14 protein-coding genes are annotated in these 18,399 nt (G+C 67.9%); 9 read left to right on the top strand and 5 right to left on the bottom strand.

The features are described from left to right. Positions 1–3: 3 nt before the first annotated feature. Positions 4–2,325 (bottom strand): putative bifunctional diguanylate cyclase/phosphodiesterase, encoded by a 2,322-nt coding sequence (locus ACODSU_RS15245; RefSeq protein WP_488842909.1) that lies wholly within the window; start codon positions 2,323–2,325, stop codon positions 4–6. Positions 2,326–2,397: 72 nt separating this feature from the next. On the opposite strand from ACODSU_RS15245, the gene purU reads away from it, so the two are divergent. The 5 genes from purU to ACODSU_RS15220 all read left to right on the top strand — a co-directional run bounded on the left by purU (position 2,398) and on the right by ACODSU_RS15220 (position 7,008). Beyond that, positions 2,398–3,246 carry a formyltetrahydrofolate deformylase gene (gene purU, locus ACODSU_RS15240; RefSeq protein WP_015012272.1) on the top strand — a complete coding sequence of 283 codons (849 nt, stop codon included), beginning with the start codon at positions 2,398–2,400 and terminating at the stop codon, positions 3,244–3,246. 13 nt (positions 3,247–3,259) lie between these two features. Further along, complete coding sequence (locus tag ACODSU_RS15235; RefSeq protein WP_060984772.1) at positions 3,260–4,165, top strand: LysR substrate-binding domain-containing protein; 906 nt, start codon at positions 3,260–3,262, stop codon at positions 4,163–4,165. A gap of 269 nt (positions 4,166–4,434) precedes the next feature. Beyond that, positions 4,435–5,934 carry an FAD-linked oxidase C-terminal domain-containing protein gene (locus ACODSU_RS15230; RefSeq protein ID WP_291441971.1) on the top strand — a complete coding sequence of 500 codons (1,500 nt, stop codon included), beginning with the start codon at positions 4,435–4,437 and terminating at the stop codon, positions 5,932–5,934. Between the two features lie 5 nt (positions 5,935–5,939). Further along, entirely contained in the window at positions 5,940–6,299 is a 360-nt protein-coding gene (locus ACODSU_RS15225; protein WP_291441970.1) for a CidA/LrgA family protein, read from the top strand. After that, positions 6,283–7,008: an LrgB family protein gene (locus ACODSU_RS15220; protein ID WP_476016312.1), complete on the top strand. Its 726-nt coding sequence runs from the start codon at positions 6,283–6,285 to the stop codon at positions 7,006–7,008. Before ACODSU_RS15225 ends, ACODSU_RS15220 begins: the two co-directional genes overlap by 17 nt. 60 nt (positions 7,009–7,068) lie before the next feature. Here the strand turns inward: ACODSU_RS15220 and ACODSU_RS15215 are convergent, their stop codons facing one another. Together ACODSU_RS15215 and ACODSU_RS15210 are read right to left on the bottom strand one after the other, a co-directional pair. Further along, positions 7,069–8,364 carry a DUF445 domain-containing protein gene (locus ACODSU_RS15215; protein ID WP_488842906.1) on the bottom strand — a complete coding sequence of 432 codons (1,296 nt, stop codon included), beginning with the start codon at positions 8,362–8,364 and terminating at the stop codon, positions 7,069–7,071. Between the two features lie 33 nt (positions 8,365–8,397). Then, the gene (locus tag ACODSU_RS15210; RefSeq protein ID WP_488842904.1) at positions 8,398–9,537 is read right to left on the bottom strand and encodes an aminotransferase class V-fold PLP-dependent enzyme; all 1,140 of its coding nucleotides are present in this window, start codon (positions 9,535–9,537) and stop codon (positions 8,398–8,400) included. An 88-nt stretch (positions 9,538–9,625) separates the two neighbouring features. On the opposite strand from ACODSU_RS15210, the gene ACODSU_RS15205 reads away from it, so the two are divergent. Beyond that, positions 9,626–10,435: a helix-turn-helix transcriptional regulator gene (locus ACODSU_RS15205; protein WP_488842902.1), complete on the top strand. Its 810-nt coding sequence runs from the start codon at positions 9,626–9,628 to the stop codon at positions 10,433–10,435. Positions 10,436–10,534: 99 nt separating this feature from the next. Then, the gene (locus ACODSU_RS15200) at positions 10,535–11,146 is read left to right on the top strand and encodes a LysE family translocator (RefSeq protein ID WP_488842900.1); all 612 of its coding nucleotides are present in this window, start codon (positions 10,535–10,537) and stop codon (positions 11,144–11,146) included. Positions 11,147–11,165: 19 nt separating this feature from the next. Here ACODSU_RS15200 and ACODSU_RS15195 read toward each other — a convergent pair whose 3' ends face one another. Both ACODSU_RS15195 and ACODSU_RS15190 read right to left on the bottom strand, forming a co-directional pair. Next, positions 11,166–14,453, bottom strand: coding sequence for an acetyl-CoA carboxylase family protein (locus ACODSU_RS15195; RefSeq protein ID WP_488842898.1), 3,288 nt, complete (start codon positions 14,451–14,453; stop codon positions 11,166–11,168). Positions 14,454–14,525: 72 nt separating this feature from the next. Continuing rightward, positions 14,526–16,136 carry an AMP-binding protein gene (locus tag ACODSU_RS15190; protein ID WP_488842896.1) on the bottom strand — a complete coding sequence of 537 codons (1,611 nt, stop codon included), beginning with the start codon at positions 16,134–16,136 and terminating at the stop codon, positions 14,526–14,528. Between the two features lie 134 nt (positions 16,137–16,270). On the opposite strand from ACODSU_RS15190, the gene ACODSU_RS15185 reads away from it, so the two are divergent. Beyond that, positions 16,271–17,020 (top strand): TetR/AcrR family transcriptional regulator, encoded by a 750-nt coding sequence (locus ACODSU_RS15185; protein ID WP_488842894.1) that lies wholly within the window; start codon positions 16,271–16,273, stop codon positions 17,018–17,020. Between the two features lie 66 nt (positions 17,021–17,086). After that, complete coding sequence (locus tag ACODSU_RS15180; RefSeq protein WP_488842892.1) at positions 17,087–18,331, top strand: branched-chain amino acid ABC transporter substrate-binding protein; 1,245 nt, start codon at positions 17,087–17,089, stop codon at positions 18,329–18,331. The last annotated feature ends 68 nt before the right edge of the window (positions 18,332–18,399 follow it).

Below are 18,399 nucleotides of genomic sequence, written 5' to 3'. Positions count from 1 at the left end.
CTGTCAGCCCTGCACGGTAGCGACGGGCTCGGCCTGTGCCCGCAGCAACGCCACGAACTCGTCGGCAGGCACGGGGCGGCTGCACAGGTAACCCTGGTAGGAATCGCAGCCCCGCTCGCGCAGGAACGCCAGCTGGCCCTCGGTCTCCACGCCCTCGGCCAGTACCGACAGGCCCATGCTGTGCCCCATGGCGATGATGGCGGCGCTGATGGCCATGTCGTCCTCGCTCTGTGGGATGTCGCGGATGAAGCCCTGGTCGATCTTGAGCACGTCGATGGGGAACCGCTTGAGCTGTGCGAGCGACGAATACCCCGTGCCAAAGTCGTCCACCGCGATGCGCACCCCCAGCTCGCGCAGGCGCACCAGCACCTGGCGGGCCTCTTCGGTGCGCTCGGCCAGGGCGCTTTCGGTGATCTCCAGCTCCAGCAGGGCCGCCGGAAACCCGCTGGCCTGCAGCGCGGCCGCCGTGCAACCGGCCAGGTCGGTCAGGTGGAACTGGCGCGGCGACACGTTCAGCGCCAGGGTCAGCGGGGGTAGCCCCGCCTCGCGCCATTGCTGGCCCTGGCGGCAGACCTCGCGCACCACCCACTCGCCCAATGGCCCGATCACGCCCGACGTCTCGGCCACGGGGATGAAGCGTGCGGGCGAGATCAGCCCCTCCTGAGGGTCGTTCCAGCGTACCAGGGCCTCTGCGCCCTGGATGCGACCGGTGGCGATATCAATCTGCGGCTGGTAGTACATCTGCAGGTGGCCCTGGGCCAGTGCCAGACGCAGGCGCGACTCCAGCTCCAGCCGCTCGCGGGCCGCCTGGGTCATGGCTTCGTGGAAGAAGCACCAGGCCCCCCGGCCGCGCGCCTTGGCACCGTACACGGCCGCATGGGCGCCCTGCAGCAGCAGCTCGGTGGTGCCCGCATGCTCGGGGAACATGCAGATGCCCACGCTCACGCCCGCCACCACCTCCAGCCCGTCGGGCGAACGCCAGGGTTCGGCCACGGCGCGGATCAGGTGGCGCGCCACGGCGGCCGCACCGTCGGCATGGCGCAGGTTGCGCGCCACCACCGCCAGCTCGTCGCCCGCCATGCGCCCGAGCACATCCCCGGGCCGCAGGGCGGACTGCACCTGCCGCGCAATGTGCTTGAGCACCTCGTCGCCCGTGGCGTGACCATAGCTATCGTTCACATCCTTGAAGCGGTCCAGGTTGAGCAGCAGCACCGCAATGTGCTCGCCGCTGCCCTGGGCCTCCTGCACCGCCAGCTCCAGCTGGTGCCCGAACCAAGTACGGTTGGACAGGCCGGTGAGCGGGTCGTTGTGCGCCAGGTATTCCAGCTGCCGCTGCTGGGCCTTTTCTTCGGAGATGTCGGTGAACATGCACACGCAGTGCGTGATCTCACCCGCCGGGTCGCGCACGGCCGACAGCGACATGTGCTCCGGAAAGATTTCGCCGTTCTTGCGACGGTTCCAGATCTCGCCCTGCCAGTAGCCTGTGTCGGTCACTTGCGCCCACATGGCCTCATAGAACGCCTTGTCGTGGCGGCCCGACTTGAAGACGCGCGGGGTCTTGCCCAGCAGCTCTTCTTCGGTATAGCCCAGCAGCCGGGTGAACGCCGCGTTGACCGACAGGATGCGGCTGTGGGCGTCGGTTACCACCACGCCCTCCATGGTGTTGTCCACCACCGTGGCCGCCAGGCGCTGGCGGGCCTCGCTGCGCTGCAGCGCAGCACGCGCGGCCTTGATCTCGTCGAGGTCCTGCACCACACACACCAGGTGCGCGGGCTCATCGCCCACTTCGGGCGCCAGTGTCACGGTGCACAGCACGGGCGCCCGGCGGCCGTTGTCCAGCCGCAGGCAGTGACGCTCGCCCACATAGTGGTCGATCTCGCCAGCCAGCAGGCGCTCCAGCTGCGACGCTGCCCAGTCGGGGTCCTGGGCGATCATCACATCGCGGAAATTAAGGCTCAGCGTCTGCACGGGCTCAGCGCCCAGCAGGTCACACAGGCGGGTGTTGGCCCATAAGAATCTGCCATCCAGCGCCACCCGCGCAAAACCGGCGGGCGCGTGGCGCACGATCTGCGTCAGCTCCTGCGCCATGGCCATGCGCACCTTTTCGGCGCGGCGCATGCGCCGCAGCAGCCACCAGGCCAGGCCGCTGGTCAGCGCCACATAGCCCCAGCCCTTCCAGGTCTGAAAACGGGTCAGCAGGGCCGGATCGGTCACCCAGTGGGCCAGCAACACATCGCCCGCAAACACCCAGGCCACCCCCAGCACCAGGTACAGCAGCATGCCCCGCCAGGGGACCAGTGATGAGGCATAGCCCTCGTTGCCCATTGCGCTTCTTGCGCTCCTTGTTGATTTCACGGTTTCACGGCCTTTGGCCCTTGCTGCGACAATTGCACAGCTATGACCAACGCCTACATCCTTACCCTGTCCTGCCCCGACCGCCTGGGGCTGGTGCACGCCGTCTCGGGCTTCTTGCTGGAGCACGGCGGCAACATCGAAGAAGCCGCGCAGTACAACGACCACGCCACGGGCCTGTTCTTCATGCGGGTGCAGTTTGCCTGCGACCAGCACGACCATCCCACCCTCAAAGCGCGTCTGGCCAGCTTTGCCGAGCCCTACAACATGCACTGGAGCCTGCACGCCACGGCAGCCCCCATGAAAACCGTGCTCATGGTCAGCAAGGAAGGCCACTGCCTCAACGACCTGCTGTTCCGCTGGAAGAGTGGCCTGCTGCCCATCGACATCCGCGCCATTATCAGCAACCACCGCGACTTCTACCAGCTGGCGGCCAGCTACAACGTGCCCTTCCACCATATCCCGGTGACCGGCAGCACCAAAGCCCAGGCCGAAGCCAAACAGTTTGAGATTATCGAGGGCGAAGGGGCCGAGTTGGTGGTATTGGCCCGTTACATGCAGATACTTTCTCTTGACCTATGTCAAAAGTTGGCCGGTCGGGCGATCAACATCCACCACAGCTTCCTGCCCAGCTTCAAGGGCGCCAAGCCTTACTACCAGGCGCATGACCGGGGCGTGAAGCTGATCGGCGCCACGGCCCACTACGTGACGGCCGACCTGGACGAAGGCCCGATCATCGAGCAGGACGTGGCCCGCGCGGACCATACCGACACGGTGGAAGACCTCACCGCCCGTGGCCGCGACACCGAAAGCCAGGTGCTGGCCCGCGCCGTGAAGTGGCACAGCGAGCACCGCGTGATCCTGAACGGTCACAAGACGGTGATCTTCCGCTAGATCGCTTCGTCCCATGGCCACGGCAGCTCCGTCCTCTTTCCTCAGCAGCGCCGCACGGCGCATTCCGCCCATCCAGTGCCTGCTGACGTTCGAGGCCCTGGCCCGCCTGCGCAGCGTGACGCAGACGGCCGACGAGCTGTGCGTGACGCCCAGCGCCGTGAGCCACCGGGTAAAGCAGCTGGAGCAGATCCTGGGCGTGCGGCTGTTTGGCCGGGCCGACTTTTCGCTGACCACCGAGGGCAGCGCCTACCTGGCCCATGTGCGTGAGGGGCTGGGCGCGCTGCAGCGCTTTCCGGGCCAGGCGGCTGCGCCCGGGCGGCGGCGGCTCAAGCTGGCCGTCACGCCCACGTTTGCGCGCACCATCCTCATCCCGCGCCTGCGGCAGTTCACCGAGGCGTACCCCGAGATCGACCTGGCGCTGCAAGTCTCCATCCCGCTGCTGGACGTGGTGGCCGAGGACGCCGACCTGATGGTGCGCTTTGGCCCCGGCCACTATGCCGATGTGGAGCATGTGGAGCTGGCCCGCGACGTGGTCACGCCCCTGGCCTCACCCGCCTTCGTGCGCGAACACGGCCCCTTTGATCGCCCCGAGGACCTGGAGGGCGTGCCGCTGCTGCGCAGCCCGCTGGAGCCCTGGCGCACCTGGTTTGCCGCCACGGGTCTTGACTGGGCCGAGCCCAGCGAGGGCTCGCAGTTCAACGACATCGGCCTGATGTGCGACGGCGCCGCCGCCGGCATGGGCGTGGCGCTGGTGCGCCTGAAGCTGGGCGCGCCCTGGCTGGAGAACGGCACGCTGGTGCGCCTGTTTGCCACCGACACCGCCAGCCCCCACGCCCACTACCTGTGCTGGCGCACCGGCACCATGGACCGGTGGGAATGCGCGGCCTTTGCCGAGTGGCTGCGCAAAACGATGGCGTAGCAGAGGCATCCCCCTGAGTCGCCTTGGGCGCCTTCCCCCTTCTCTCGGCTGCGCCGGGAAGGGGGACGCAGCCCTCGCTGCGGGGCGACCCTTGTTCGGCTGCCATCGACCGAGCCGCGCCTCCTCCACCGGATTCAGACAAAATTTGCCTCTAGCGCTTTTCCCAAAAGCGCTAGAGGCTATCAATTAATGAGCATTCAGGTGTTTTTCACAATCCCCTGCAGAAAAGCTCAAGTCCAGGCACCCAGCCATCCCCTACAGTGACAGCCATGAACACTGCCGCCGCCCCCACCGCAGCCCTGTCCGAACGCGCCGCACGCCAAGCCGAAGTGGTCCAGGCCCTGAGCCGCGCCCTGCCTGCCCACGCACTGCTCTGGCACACCGAAGACACCACACCGTATGAGTGCGACGGCCTCACTGCCTACCGCCAGCGCCCGCTGGTGGTCTGCCTGCCCGAGACCTACGACGAGGTGCAGGCCGTGCTGCAGGTGTGCCACCGACTGCAGGTGCCCGTGGTGGCGCGCGGTGCGGGCACGGGACTGTCGGGCGGCGCCATGCCGCACGCCCTGGGCGTGACACTGTCACTGGCCAAGTTCAACCGCATCCTCGACATCAACCCCGAAAGCCGCACGGCCGTGGTGCAGTGTGGCGTGCGCAACCTCGCCATCAGCGAGGCGGCGGCGCCCTACAACCTCTACTACGCCCCCGACCCCAGCAGCCAGATCGCCTGCACCATCGGCGGCAACGTGGCCGAGAACTCGGGCGGCGTGCACTGCCTGAAATACGGCCTCACCGTGCACAACGTGCTCAAGGTGAAGGGTTTCACAGTCGAAGGCGAGCCCGTCGAATTTGGCAGCGAGGCGCTGGACGCCCCCGGCTACGACCTGCTGGCCGCTGTGATCGGCAGCGAGGGCATGCTGGCCGTGACCACCGAAGTGACCGTCAAGCTCATCCCCAAGCCCCAGCTGGCGCGCTGCATCATGGCCAGCTTTGACGACGTGCGCAAAGCGGGCGATGCGGTGGCCGCCGTCATCGCCGCCGGCATCATCCCCGCAGGCCTGGAGATGATGGACAAGCCCATGACCGCCGCCGTGGAAGACTTTGTGCACGCGGGCTATGACCTCACCGCCGAAGCCATCCTGCTGTGCGAAAGCGACGGCACGCCCGAAGAGGTGGAAGAAGAAATCGGCCGCATGAGCGAAGTGCTGCGCGCCGCAGGCGCCACCGCCATCAGCGTGAGCCGCGACGAGGCCGAGCGCCTGCGCTTCTGGAGTGGCCGCAAGAACGCCTTCCCCGCCAGCGGCCGCATCAGCCCCGACTACATGTGCATGGACTCGACCATCCCGCGCAAGCGCCTGGCCGACATCCTGCTCGCCATCCAGGAGATGGAAAAGAAATACCAGCTGCGCTGCGCCAACGTGTTCCACGCGGGCGACGGCAACCTGCACCCGCTGATCCTGTTCGATGCGAACGATGCCGACCAGCTGCACCGCTGCGAGCTGTTTGGCGCCGACATCCTGGAAACCAGCGTGGCCATGGGCGGCACGGTAACGGGCGAACATGGCGTGGGCGTGGAGAAGCTCAACAGCATGTGCGTGCAGTTTTCTGCAGCAGAGAACGCGCAGATGTTCGGGCTCAAACACGCGTTTGATCCGGCGGGGTTGTTGAACCCCGGCAAGGTGATTCCGACGCTGAACCGGTGTGCGGAGTACGGGAAGATGCTGGTGCGGGGGGGGCAGATCAAGCACCCCGATCTGCCGCGTTTCTGACCGCCATGAAGGCGCTGCAAGGGCTTGCCTTTCTTCTGCTCATGCAGTCAGGGGGCGAGGCACTGTCTCACTTTTTAAAGCTCCCGGTGCCTGGGCCTGTGGTTGGCATGGTGCTGCTCTTGCTCGCGCTGCGCTGGCAGCCGGTGCAGGACGCCGTGGCCCCAGCGGCGGGCTTTTTGCTCCAGCACCTGTCGCTGCTGTTTGTGCCAGTGGGCGTGGGGGTGATGACCCACCTGGCGTTGCTGAGCACCTATGGCCTGCAGTTGGTGGCGGTGATCGTACTGTCCACCTGGATGGGCATGGCGGTGACGGCGCAGGTGTTGCGTCTTCTGCAGCCCAAGGAGAACCATGGCGAACTTCGTTGAGCTGTGGGTGTACCTGGCCTCGGCCCCGCTGTTCGGGCTGACGGCCACGCTGGCGGTGTATGTGCTGGCGCAGGCACTGTCGGTGCGCTCCGGCCACGCACCCTGGGCCAATCCGGTGATGGTGTCGGTGGCCATTCTGGCCAGTGTGATGCTGGCCACGGGCACGGCCTACCCCACGTACTTTGCGGGTGCGCAGTTCATCCACTTCTTGCTGGGCCCTGCGGTGGTGGCACTGGGCTGGCCCCTGTGGCAGCGCCGTGCGGCCCTGCGCTCACGTTGGGGCCGGCTGGTGCTGGCCTCGCTGGCGGGTGGCAGCGCAGCGGCCGCCAGTGCTGTGGGTCTGGGCTGGGTACTGGGCCTGCCCGGTGATGTGCTGATGTCGCTGGCCCCCAAATCTGTCACCGCCCCCGTCGCCATGGGCATTGCCGCGCAGATTGGCGGCGTGCCCGCCCTCGCCGCGGTGTTCGCGGCGCTGACGGGCATGGTGGGGGCGCTGTCTGCACGCTGGTTGTTTGGCTTGATGCGCTTGCCCACCGACGCGCAAGGCATGGCACTGCGAGGCTTTGCGCTGGGCACGGCGTCGCACGGCATCGGGGCGGCACATGCGCTGCAGGTGCATGCCGAGGCGGGGGCGTATGCAGGGCTGGCGCTGGGGTTGCAGGTGGTGCTGGCGGCGGTGCTGATGCCGTTGGTGTTCCGGTTGTTGTGAGGGGTGTGGCGGGGGCATCGCCTCTCGTCCCGCGCTACGCAGCGCAGCGCTCAGCGGCCCTCACCCGCCCCACAAAGCCCGCCCCATGGCCCCCACATGCGACACGCCGAACAGCAACAGCCCGATGAGCCCACCCACCACGGTGCCATTGATGCGGATGTACTGCAGGTCCTTGCCGATGTTCAGCTCGATCAGCTGCGTCATCTCCTCCGCATCCCACCGCCGCACCGTATCCTCAATGTGCTGCGCAATGAACGCCGACACATCCGGCGCCAGCCCCTCCACCCAACGCTCCAGCCGGTCATTGAACGACTGCCGCAGCGCCGCGTCCCCCGCCAGCGAATCGCCCAGCCACAACCCCAGCTTGCCCACCTGCCGCGCCAGCACGGAGTCGGCGTCGGCCAGATCGCGCTGCAACGCACCACGCAGGTCCAGCCACAAGGTCTGCACATAGCCGCCCACGGTGGCATCGGTCTGCAGCCAGGTGCGGATCTCCTCGCCCTTGCTCGCCCATTCCGGGTCGCTGCGCAGGCGCTCGATAAAGCGCTGCACGGCAGTATCAAACTGCGCGCGCAAGGCGTGCTGCGGGTTGGCAGCCACATCGGCCATCAGGCTCTCCAGCGCGCGGGCCAGCAGGGCCGAGCCCTTGTCACCCAGCCAGTCGCTGGGCAGCAACTTCTCGGTGCGCGGGTGGTCCTTCTTGAGCCAGGCCACGATGGATTGGGCGACCCAGGTGCGGGTCTGCTCGTTCTGCAGCAGCTCAATGAGCTTGGCCAGCACATCGTCCAGCAACGCCTGGTGGCGGCCGTTGTGCGTGAGGGTATCGAGCACCGCCGCCAGCGCACGCGACATGTCCACCTGCCCGATCAAGGCACGCGCGGCCTTCTGGATGAAACGCTCCACCTGCGCGTCCTGCACCGTCTCCAGTGCAGCCGATGCCAGGCGCGTGGCCTGGTGCCCCAGCAGGGCGGCGTTGCCGGGCGCCTTGAGCCACTGCGCCAGCCGCTCGGCGGGGTCGTGTCGGCGGATCAGCGACACGAGCGAGGGCACGTCCAGGAACTTGTCGCGCACAAAGGTAGCGAGGTTGCGGCCGATGCGCGCCTGGTTGCGCGCGATGACCGCCGTGTGCGGAATGGGCAGGCCCAGCGGGCGGCGGAACAGCGCCACCACCGCAAACCAGTCGGCCAGCGCGCCCACCATGGCGGCCTCGGCCATGGCTTTCACGGCGTTGAGCCACAGGCCGCGCTCCACCACGCTGGTGGCAATGAACACAGCCGTGACCAGCAACAGCAGGCCCAGCGCCTGCCGTTTGGCACGCCGCAGGGCGAGGGTTGCGCTGTCAGTCTCCTGGGTCATCCGGGCCCGCCCACTGCCCTGGCTTGCAACCCGTCAGGCAGCCGCCGCAATCTGGTCCAGCGCCTTCGACAGATGGCCTACCGTGCGGTCCACGTTGTGCCACTTCTCCAGGCCAAACAGGCCGATGCGGAAGCTCTTGAAGTCCGGCCCTTCATCACACTGCAGCGGCACACCCGCAGCGGTCTGCAAACCGACTTCGAGGAACTTCTTGCCGTTCTGGATGCCGGGGTCGGTGGTGTAGCTCACGACCACGCCGGGCGCCTTGAAGCCATCGGCCGCCACGCTGGGGAAGCCACGCGACTCCAGCAGCGCGCGCACCTTGGCGCCCAGTTCGATCTGCTCCTCGCGCACCTTGGCAAAGCCGTAGGCGCGGGTCTCGGCCATCACGTCGCGCAGGCGCACCAGCGCATCGGTGGGCATGGTGGTGTGGTATGCGTGCTGGCCTTTTTCGTAGCCCTCGGCGATCTGCATCCACTTCTTGAGGTCGCACGAGAAGCTGCTGCTCGTCGTGCCCTCAATGGCCTGGCGCGCGCGTTCACTCAGCATCACCATGGCGCAGCAGGGCGAACCGCTCCAGCCCTTTTGCGGGGCGCTGATGAGCACATCCACACCCGTGGCCTGCATGTCCACCCACATGGCGCCCGACGCCACGCAGTCCAGCACAAACAGCGCGCCCACCTCATGCGCAGCCGCCGTCAGCGTGCGCAGGTAGTCGTCAGACAGGATGATGCCGCTGGCCGTTTCCACATGCGGGGCGAACACCACCTTGGGCTTTTCGGCGCGAATGGTGGCTGCGACTTCGTCCGCCGGGCATGGCGCCCAGGGTGCCTGCGGGCCGCTGCCCTGCTGGCGCGCCTTGCACACCACGGAGCCACCGCCCAGGCCCTTGTCGGCATCAAAGATCTGCGTCCAGCGGTAGCTGAACCAGCCGTTGCGCACGATGAGCACCTTTTCCTTGTTGGCAAACTGGCGCGCTACAGCCTCCATGCCGAAGGTGCCGCTGCCGGGCACCAGCACGGCGGTGTGGGCGTGGTAGACCTCTTTGAGCGTGCCCAGAATGTCCTGCATCACGCCGGTAAAGCGCTTGGACATGTGGTTGAGCGCGCGGTCGGTGTAGACCACCGAAAATTCGAGCAGACCATCGGGGTCGATATCGGGCAAAAGGCCGGGCATGGTGGGTCTCCGCGTGTGAAACTGGGGGAAGAAACAAGGCGATCGGACCAGCTTATCATGGCCCCGCACCTCCATTGGTCGCTGCGCCATGCCGCCAAAACCCTTCCAGTTTCTGCCCACCGCACTGCCTGGCATCGACGCGATGCAGGCGGACTCGCACTTCGCCTTCGGGAGGCACATGCACCTGCAGTTCGGCCTGGGCGTGATCGACCGGGGGGCGCAGAAATCGTTCAGCGGCCGGGGCACGGTGGAGTCACTCCCCGGCGACACCATCACGGTCAACCCTGGCGAGGTCCACGACGGCAAGCCGCTGGGCGACGGCGGCCGCGCCTGGCGCATGCTGTACCTGGAGCCCGCCCTAGTCGCCGGTCTGGCGGCCGAGGTGCGCCCCAGCACGCCCGGCGCAGGCTTCGAATTCCACGCACCCAACCTGCGCGATGCGCGGCTTGCCGCGCAGGTCCGTGCGCTGTTTGCGGCCGCCACACGGCACCCCCGCCACGCGGCAGCGCCGCTGCAGGTCGAGGAATGCCTGCTCCAGATCCTGGCGGGCCTGCTGCGCCCGGCGGGCAACGGCAGGCACATCGCCGCGTCTGTTGCCAACGCCCGCGCCATGGTGGACGACGACCCGACCATGGCCTGGAGCCTTGCCGATCTGGCCCACGAGGCCGGGCTGAGCCGCTACCAGCTGGTGCGGCAGTTCGCACAGGCCACGGGACTCACGCCACACGCCTACCTGGTGCAGCGCCGGCTGCACCACGCGCGGCGGCTCATGCGCGCCGGCACGCCCCTGGCCGAGGTGGCCGCCGCCAGCGGCTTTGCCGACCAGAGCCACCTCACACGCCTGTTCGCACGCAGCTTCGGCACCACGCCCCACGCCTACCTGCGCGCCCACTGCTGAGGCGCTGCAATTTTGTTCAAGACGCGGGCCCGCGCGTGCGGCGATGCTGCGGACCTCTCCACTCCACAGCATGCCGCCGCTGTGCGGCCCCAAAGCGCCATGGGCATTGAATTTCTCATCACTTCCCTCGTCGTCGTCATCTCGCCCGGGCCGGGCGCCCTGCTGACCGTGGCGGCCGGGCTCTCGGGCGGCGAGCGGGCTGCGGCCGTCACAGCCCTAGGATGCACGCTGGGCATCGTGCCGCACCTGCTGGCCGCAGTCACCGGCCTGGCCGCGCTGCTCCATGCCAGCGCCACCGCCTTCGACATCCTGCGCTACGCGGGGGTGGCCTACCTGCTGTACATGGGCTGGGCCACCTGGCGCTCCCCTGCCGCACTGGAGGTGCGCGCCGACGCGCCCGCGCGCTCCACCGGGGGACGCATCGCCGAGGCGATGCTCGTCAACCTGCTCAACCCCAAGCTGTCGCTGTTCTTCCTCACGTTCCTGCCACAGTTCATCGCACCGGGCGAGGCGCAGCCGGCAGAGCGCATGGCGCAGCTTTCACTGGTGTTCATGGCCATGACGCTGGTGGTGTTCCTGGGCTACGGCGTCTTTGCCGCGCGGTTCCGCGACCAGGTGCTGCAGCGCCCGATCGTGCTGGTGTGGCTGAGGCGCGGCTTTGCCGCAGCGTTTGTGGCGCTTGGGGGAAAGCTGGCGCTGATGCAGCGCTAGCCAGGCGGCCCTCCCCTGCTCACCAGGTGTCGACGAACCGGTGCCCCAGCGGCGCCACCTGGGCCGATGCCAGCCCGCGCGCCAGCCAGGCACGCGTGTCGGCCGGGTCGATCACCGCGTCGATCTCCAGCGTGGCCGCCATGTGCATGGCCTCGCCGTTGGCGTAGGACTTGGCGAGCAGCTTGGCAAACAGCGCATCGCGCTCGGCACCCTCAGGCAGGGCCTCCAGCTCCTTGCGAAAGCCCAGGCGCACCGCGCCTTCGAGCCCCATGGCGCCGAACTCGCCCGTGGGCCAAGCGACAGTGAACACGGGCGCATGAAAGCCCCCGGCCGTCATGCCCATGGCGCCCAAGCCGTAGCCCTTGCGCAGCACCACGCTGAAGGTGGGCACGCGTAGGCTGGCGGCGGTGACGAACAGGCGGCTCACGTGGCGCACCTGGGCCGTGGCCTCGACCTCGGGGCCGACCATGAAGCCGGGCGTGTCCACCAGGCTCACGATGGGCAGGCCATGCGCGTTGCACAGCTGCATGAAGCGCGCGCCCTTGTCCGCCGCATCGGCATCGATGGCGCCGCCCAGGTGTTGCGGGTTGTTGGCCAGCAGGCCCACGGGGCGGCCTTCGATGCGCGCCAGCGCCGCGTGGATACCCGCGCCAAAGCCGGTGCGCAGCAGCAGCAAGCTGCCCTCGTCCACCAAGCCGGCCATTGCCGTGCGGGTGTCGTACACGCGCAGCCGATTCTCGGGCACCACGGCGCGCAGCAGGCGCTGGTCGGGCGCAGACCACTGCGATGTGCGGCCCTGGAAGAACGACAGGTAGTGGCGCGCTGCAGCCACGGCCTCGGCCTCGTTCTCCACCAGCACGTCGATCACGCCGTTGGCATGCTGCACGCGGCTCGGGCCGATCTGCTCGGGCTTGAAGATGCCCAGCCCACCACCTTCGATCATGGCCGGGCCGCCCATGCCGATGTTGCTGGCGCGTGTGGCAATGATCACGTCGCTGCAACCCAGCAGCGCCGCGTTGCCCGCAAAGCAGCGCCCCGCGGCGATGCCGATGACTGGCACCTGGCCCGACAGCGCCGCGTAGCTCGCAAACGTGTGCACATGCAGCCCCGCCACCACGGGCATGTCGGTGTCGCCCGGGCGCCCGCCGCCGCCCTCGGCGAACAGCACCACCGGCAGCTTCTGCGCCAGCGCGATGCCGAGCATGCGGTCGGTCTTGGCGTGGTTGCGTGCGCCCTGGGTGCCCGCGAGCACGGTGGCGTCGTACGACATGACCACGGCGCGGGACTTCTCGTCGCCAAACAGGGCGCCGTTGATGCCGCCAATTCCCGTGACCATGCCGTCGGCGGGCGTGTTGGCAATCAGGTCTTCCTTGCTGCGGCGGCGCGCCTGCGCGGCGATGGCCAGGGCGCCGTATTCGATGAAGCTGCCGTCGTCGCACAGGTCGGCAATGTTCTCGCGCGCGGTGCGGCCGCCTTGCGCGTGGCGCTTGGCGATGGCTTCGGGCCGTGCGGCATCGAGCGTGAAGGCGTGGCGGTCGATCACGCGCTGCAGGTCGGCGCGGATGTGATCAGGGTCGTGTACAGCGCTGCCCTGCACCCCCACATCGGCCGCATCGTCCACGGCGTCCAGCACCAGCAGTGGCTGGCCCTGCACGACGTAGCCGCCAGCCACAGCCAACAGTGCGCCCACGCGGCCCGCGTGTGGGGCCAGCAGCACATGTTCCATCTTCATGGCTTCGAGCACAGCCAGCTCGGCGCCTGCGGCGACCACATCGCCCTCGGCCACGCTCAGCTGCACCAGGCGGGCGGGCATGGGGGCCAGCACGGCGCCTTCGGGTGCGTCAGAGGTGATCTGCGGGTCTTTTTGCCCTGTAGCGCTAGTCGGATATGCCTTATCAGCTATATCTTTGGTAGCAGCCAGAAGCTCTGGCAGTACCGACTCCAGCCAGCGCGTGTGCACCTGTTGGCTCTCCATTTCTTGCCGCGCAGCCAGCACCTGCAGCAGCGCCAGGTTGGTGGCCACGCCCTCGATGCGACACTCGGCCAGCGCGCGCTGCGAGCGGCGCAGCGCGTCGGCAAAACGCGGGCTGCGCGTGTGCACGATGAGCTTGGCCAGCAGCGTGTCGTAGTGCGGCGATGGCGTGGCGCCCGCTGCGCCGTGCGTGTCCACGCGCACGCCAGGGCCTGCGGGCAGGTCGAAACGGCGCAGCGTGCCACTGCCAGGGGTGGCGGTGCCCTGCGCGTCCAGCGTTTCGGCGTTGATGCGCCACTGAACCGCAAAGCCCAACACGGTGGGCGGTGCGGCAGGGTCGAGACCGATGTCCCGCAGCCTGCGGCCCGCCGCCAGCGCAATCTGCGCCTGCACCAGGTCCACGCCAGTGACTTCTTCGGTGATGGTGTGCTCGACCTGCAGGCGCGGGTTGCATTCGATGAACACAAAGGGCAGGTCGGCGCTGGCCAGGTCCACCAAAAATTCGAAGGTGCCCAGGCCCTGGTAGTCCACGGCGCGCGCCATGGACAGCGCGGCATTGGTGATGCGCTCGCGCAATGCGCCCGGCAGCGAGGGGCTGGGCGCGATCTCCACCACTTTCTGAAAGCGCCGCTGCAGTGTGCATTCGCGCTCGCCCAGGGCGATCACCTCGCGCCCGTCGCCCAGCACCTGCACTTCGATGTGGCGGGCGTTGCTCATCAGGCGCTCGACGTACACGCCGTCCACACCAAACGCGGCCTGCGCCTCGCTGCGGCAGCGCGCGTAGGCAGCGGGCAAATCATCGGCCGACGCCACCGCGCGCATGCCGCGCCCGCCGCCGCCCCCGATGGCCTTGATCACGATGCCGGCATGGGCGTGCTGGGCGAAGAAGGCCTGGGCCTCTTCCAGCGACACGGCCGCCTGCGTGCCGGGCATCAGCGGCACGCCCTGCTGCTGCGCCAGCGCACGGGCCTGCGCCTTGTCGCCGAACAGCGCCAGTTGCGCAGGCGTGGGGCCGATGAAGCGCAGCCCCGCTTCGTCGCAGGCACGGGCAAAGTCGGCCCGCTCGCTCAAGAAGCCGTAGCCCGGGTGCACGGCATCACAGCCCTGCGCCTGGGCGATGGCGATGAGGCGCGCGCCGTCCAGGTAGGCGGCCGGGCCGGTGGCGCCCAGCGCCACGGCCGCACTGGCCACCTGCACATGGGGGCTGGCAGCGTCGTCGTCGGCATACACGGCCACGCTGGCAATGCCGAGGTCGTGCAGGGCGCGCACGGTGCGCAGTGCGATTTCGCCCCGGTTGGCAACCAGCACTTTGGTGAACAAAACAGAAGATGGCATGGGGCAGTCGCTCTATTTTTTATAGCTACCAGCGCATATTCAACCAGCGCCAGCGGTCAACTTGTCATTCAATCAAGCAATATCACGCAGCAGGCGGCGCAGCACCTTGCCTGCGCCCGTGGCGGGCAGCGCGTCGATGAAACGCACCTCGCGCGGTGCCTTGTAGGGCGCCATGTTCTCGCGGCACCAGGCCACCAGGGCGGCGGCGTCCACGTCCTGGCCGGGCTTCTTGACGATGAAGGCGCGCACCACCTCGCCCTTTTCTGCATCAGGCACGCCGATCACAGCGGCCTGGGCAACAGCGGGGTGTTTGATGAGCAAGGTCTCGACCTCTTCCGGGAACACGCTGTAGCCCGAGACCTTGATCATTTCCTTGAAGCGGCCGATGAAGGTGAGGTAGCCGTCCGCGTCAATTTGGCCCATGTCGCCGGTGTAGACCCAGCCGTCCCGCAGCGTCTTGGCCGTGGCCTCGGGCTTGTTCCAGTAGCCCTTGAAGTTGCCAGGACCGTAGATGGTGATCTCGCCCACCTCGCCAGCGGCCAGCGGCGCGCCGGTGTCGGGGTTCACGATGCGGATCTGGTTGCCCGGCACGGGCTTGCCCTGCGTGCCCCAGCGGATCGCGTCCACCGGCATGGCGGTGTCCACCGTGTGGGTTTCAGACAGGCCATAGGCCGCCTCGTGCGCAATGCAGTTCGGCGCGAACTGCTGCCACTGCCGGGCCAACGCCTCGGTGAAGGTGATGCCAAAGCTGGTGACCGGGTTGCGGCGCAGCGCGCTCCAGTCCATGTCGCGTGCACCGGGCACCTGCATCAGGGCGCCATTCATGGGCGCAATGCTGTACCACCAGGTGACGCGGTGACGCTCCAGCGCCTGGGCCACGCCCAGCGGGTCAAAGCGGTACAGCAGCACGGCCGTGGCGCCTGTATACACGGGCAGGTTCACGCCCATCACCATGCCGGCGATGTGGTACAGCGGCGCCACGGCCAGCAGCGTTTCGTGCGGCGTCATGCCGTTGCAGTCGGCCGACGCGGCGGTCTTGAAGGTGGCGTTGCCGTAGCTCAGCATCGCGCCCTTGGGCAGGCCGGTGGTGCCCGAGGTGTAGGTCATCAGCGAGACGTCATCCATCGACAGCGCCACGGGCGCAGGTCGCGCGCCGGTGCGGGTGGCAGCCAGGAAGTCTTCGCAGCCCGCAGGCACCGGGCCCATGGCGGTGCGCATGTTCAGCAACTCGGCGGGCACGTCAATGCTGGGCGCGCCCTCGGGCAGCAGCTCCGCATAGCGCACCACAAACACATGCTGCAGCGCAGTTTTGGCGCGCACCTTGTCCACCACGGGCAGCAGCACGTCGGCCGCGACGATCACCCGCGCCTGCAGGTCGGTGAGCTGGTATTCCAGCTCATGCTCCTTGTTCAGCGGCCCGCAGGGGCAGACGATGGCGCCGATCTTCTGGATGCCGTAGTGCGCCATCACGTACTGCGGGCAGTTGTTCATGAACAGGGCCACGGGTTCGCCCTTCTGCACTCCCAGCGCCTGCAGGCGCGCGGCGAAGGCATCACTGGCCGCGTCGAGCTGTGCCCAGGTGATGGGATGGCCGTACCAGAGGTAGGCGATGCGGTCGGGCGTCTCGCGCGCGTGGCGGCGCAGGTGTTCGTGCAGCGGCAGGGGCGTTGCGGTGGCAGGCATGGCGTTGTTGTCTCCAAGGTGTCTGGAATCGCTGGTTCCCGGGGGCGTCAGAACCCGTTCTAAGGGTTTGCGATAGGCGCCCTCACCCGCCAGCGTCTTGTCAATATATACCGCTTGGTAGAACAATGCTACCCATGGGTATAACCAAAGCGACACCGACCACCCCGCCCGCCACACTGGGCGCGCTGCCCGTGAAGGCGCGCGGCCGCCAGAAGGCCAGCACGCTCAGCACGGACGAGAAGCGTGAGCGCATCCTCCAGGCGGCCGAGGCGCTGTTCGACCGGCAGGGCTACGCCAACACGACGATGGAGCAGATCGTGCAGCAGCTGGGTGTGACCAAGCCCTACGTCTACTACTACTTCCACAACAAGCAGGAAATCTTCGAGACGCTGTGCTGGCGTCCGTCCGTGGCCTGCTTCACGGCCATGGACTTCCCCGAGGACGACCTGCGCCCCGCGCACACCAAGGTCGCCGAGGGCATGGAGCGGCTGATCCGCGCCACCATCGAGCACCACCCGGCCGCGTTCTTTCCGTACCGCGAACCGCAGGTCTTCCGCCCGGAATACCTGGCCATGCAGAAGAAGCTGGCCAGCCACTTCTACGACCGCATGTGCGCGCTGATGGAAGAGGCCCGCAGCGAGGGCACGCTGGACTTCAAGGAGACCCGCCTCACGGCCCTGGCCGCCTGCAGCCTGCCGGGTTTTCTCTACCACTGGTACCGGCCCGACGGGCGCCTGTCGCCCGCCGAGGTGGTGCGCGAACTGTCTCAACTGGCCTGGCGTGTGCTGGGCCTGCGTGCTCCGGGCGAAGCAGCGGACCAGCCCGTCGCGCACAAGACGGCGGGCCGTGCCAGCGCGCGCCGCAAGCCTGCCGCCAGCGGTTGACCCCACGCCGAGAGACGGCGCCCTGCCCCTTTTTTGCACCATCCCACCCATCGAGGAGATCCGAGCATGAGCCCCACCTTCCGCACCCTCACGGCCGCTGCCGCCTTGTGCGCCGTCAGCGCCGCCAGCGCGCAGGAGACCTTCAAGGTCGCCTACATCGACCCGCTGTCCGGCCCGTTTGCCAATGTGGGCGAGCTGATGCTCACGCACACGCAATACGCCATCGAGGACATCAACGCCAAGGGTGGTGTGCTCAAGGGCACCAAGCTGCAGCTACTGCAGTTCGACAGCAAGCTCTCGGCGCAAGAGAGCCAGAGCGCGCTGCAGGCCGCCATCGACCAGGGCGCCAAGGCCATCGTGACGGGCGGCTCGGGTTCGTCCGTGGTCACGGCGCTGGTGCAGGCGGCGGCGCGCCACAACCAGCGCAACCCGGGCAAGGAGATCCTGGTGCTGAACCACTCCTCCATCGACCCCGAGCTGACGGGCAAGGCGTGCAATTTCTGGCACTTCCAGTTCGAGGCCAACACGGCCATGAAGATGAAGGCCATTGCCAACTACATCAAGAAGCAGCCGGACATCAAGAAGGTGTACCTGCTGAACCAGGACTACGCGCATGGCAAACAGTGGGCGCACTACGGCCGCGAGATGGTGGGTCTGGCGCGGCCGGACATCCAGTTTGTGGGCGAGGCGCTGCACCCCATCGGCCGCGTGAAGGACTTTGCGCCCTACCTCGCCAAGGTCAAGAGCGCGGAGGCCGACTCAGTGATCACCGGCAACTGGGGTCAGGACATGACGCTGCTGCTCAAGGCCGCGGGCGATGCGGGCTACAACCTGCGCTACTTCAACCACAGTGCGGGCTCCGTCCCGGGCACGGTGCTGGCGGTGTCACAGGCCAAGCAAGGCCAGCTGACCTGGGTGGCCGAATGGCACCCCGGCCAAGCAGACACCCCCAAGGTGGATGCGCTGGCCAAGGCCTACAAGGCCAAGACGGGCAAGGACTTCCTCGCGCCGCGTATCGAGATGACGCCCCGCTTCCTGGCGGCCGCCATCAACAAGGCCCAGTCCACCGACCCGGTGAAGGTGGCGCGCGCGCTGGAAGATCTGACGCTCGAATCGGTGGTGGGCCCCGTGCGCATGCGCGGCGAAGACCACCAGCTGCTGCTGCCCCAGGTGGTCAACACCATTGCGCCGGTGGACGGCAAGGCCGTGAAGGTGGGCTGGGAGGGCACGAACTACGGCTTCCGCACCGATGCGGCCTACACCGGCAATGAGCTGGCACAGGGCACGGACTGCAAGATGGCGAGACCCTGACACCACGGCGCATCAGCGCGCGGTAGACCCCACGGCGGCAGCTGCCACGGGCCGCCGCTACCATGGCC

The organism is Acidovorax sp. FG48, from assembly GCF_057809085.1.
Note: the sequence above shows the minus strand (reverse complement) of the source record. Positions and strands in the feature narration are given on the sequence as shown.

Coding starts and splice junctions, on each gene's coding strand:
- ACODSU_RS15245 (WP_488842909.1), bottom strand. CDS start 2,325: ATGGGCAACGAGGGCTATGCCTCATCACTGGTCCCCTGGCGGGGCATG.
- purU (WP_015012272.1), top strand. CDS start 2,398: ATGACCAACGCCTACATCCTTACCCTGTCCTGCCCCGACCGCCTGGGG.
- ACODSU_RS15235 (WP_060984772.1), top strand. CDS start 3,260: ATGGCCACGGCAGCTCCGTCCTCTTTCCTCAGCAGCGCCGCACGGCGC.
- ACODSU_RS15230 (WP_291441971.1), top strand. CDS start 4,435: ATGAACACTGCCGCCGCCCCCACCGCAGCCCTGTCCGAACGCGCCGCA.
- ACODSU_RS15225 (WP_291441970.1), top strand. CDS start 5,940: ATGAAGGCGCTGCAAGGGCTTGCCTTTCTTCTGCTCATGCAGTCAGGG.
- ACODSU_RS15220 (WP_476016312.1), top strand. CDS start 6,283: ATGGCGAACTTCGTTGAGCTGTGGGTGTACCTGGCCTCGGCCCCGCTG.
- ACODSU_RS15215 (WP_488842906.1), bottom strand. CDS start 8,364: ATGACCCAGGAGACTGACAGCGCAACCCTCGCCCTGCGGCGTGCCAAA.
- ACODSU_RS15210 (WP_488842904.1), bottom strand. CDS start 9,537: ATGCCCGGCCTTTTGCCCGATATCGACCCCGATGGTCTGCTCGAATTT.
- ACODSU_RS15205 (WP_488842902.1), top strand. CDS start 9,626: ATGCCGCCAAAACCCTTCCAGTTTCTGCCCACCGCACTGCCTGGCATC.
- ACODSU_RS15200 (WP_488842900.1), top strand. CDS start 10,535: ATGGGCATTGAATTTCTCATCACTTCCCTCGTCGTCGTCATCTCGCCC.
- ACODSU_RS15195 (WP_488842898.1), bottom strand. CDS start 14,453: ATGCCATCTTCTGTTTTGTTCACCAAAGTGCTGGTTGCCAACCGGGGC.
- ACODSU_RS15190 (WP_488842896.1), bottom strand. CDS start 16,136: ATGCCTGCCACCGCAACGCCCCTGCCGCTGCACGAACACCTGCGCCGC.
- ACODSU_RS15185 (WP_488842894.1), top strand. CDS start 16,271: ATGGGTATAACCAAAGCGACACCGACCACCCCGCCCGCCACACTGGGC.
- ACODSU_RS15180 (WP_488842892.1), top strand. CDS start 17,087: ATGAGCCCCACCTTCCGCACCCTCACGGCCGCTGCCGCCTTGTGCGCC.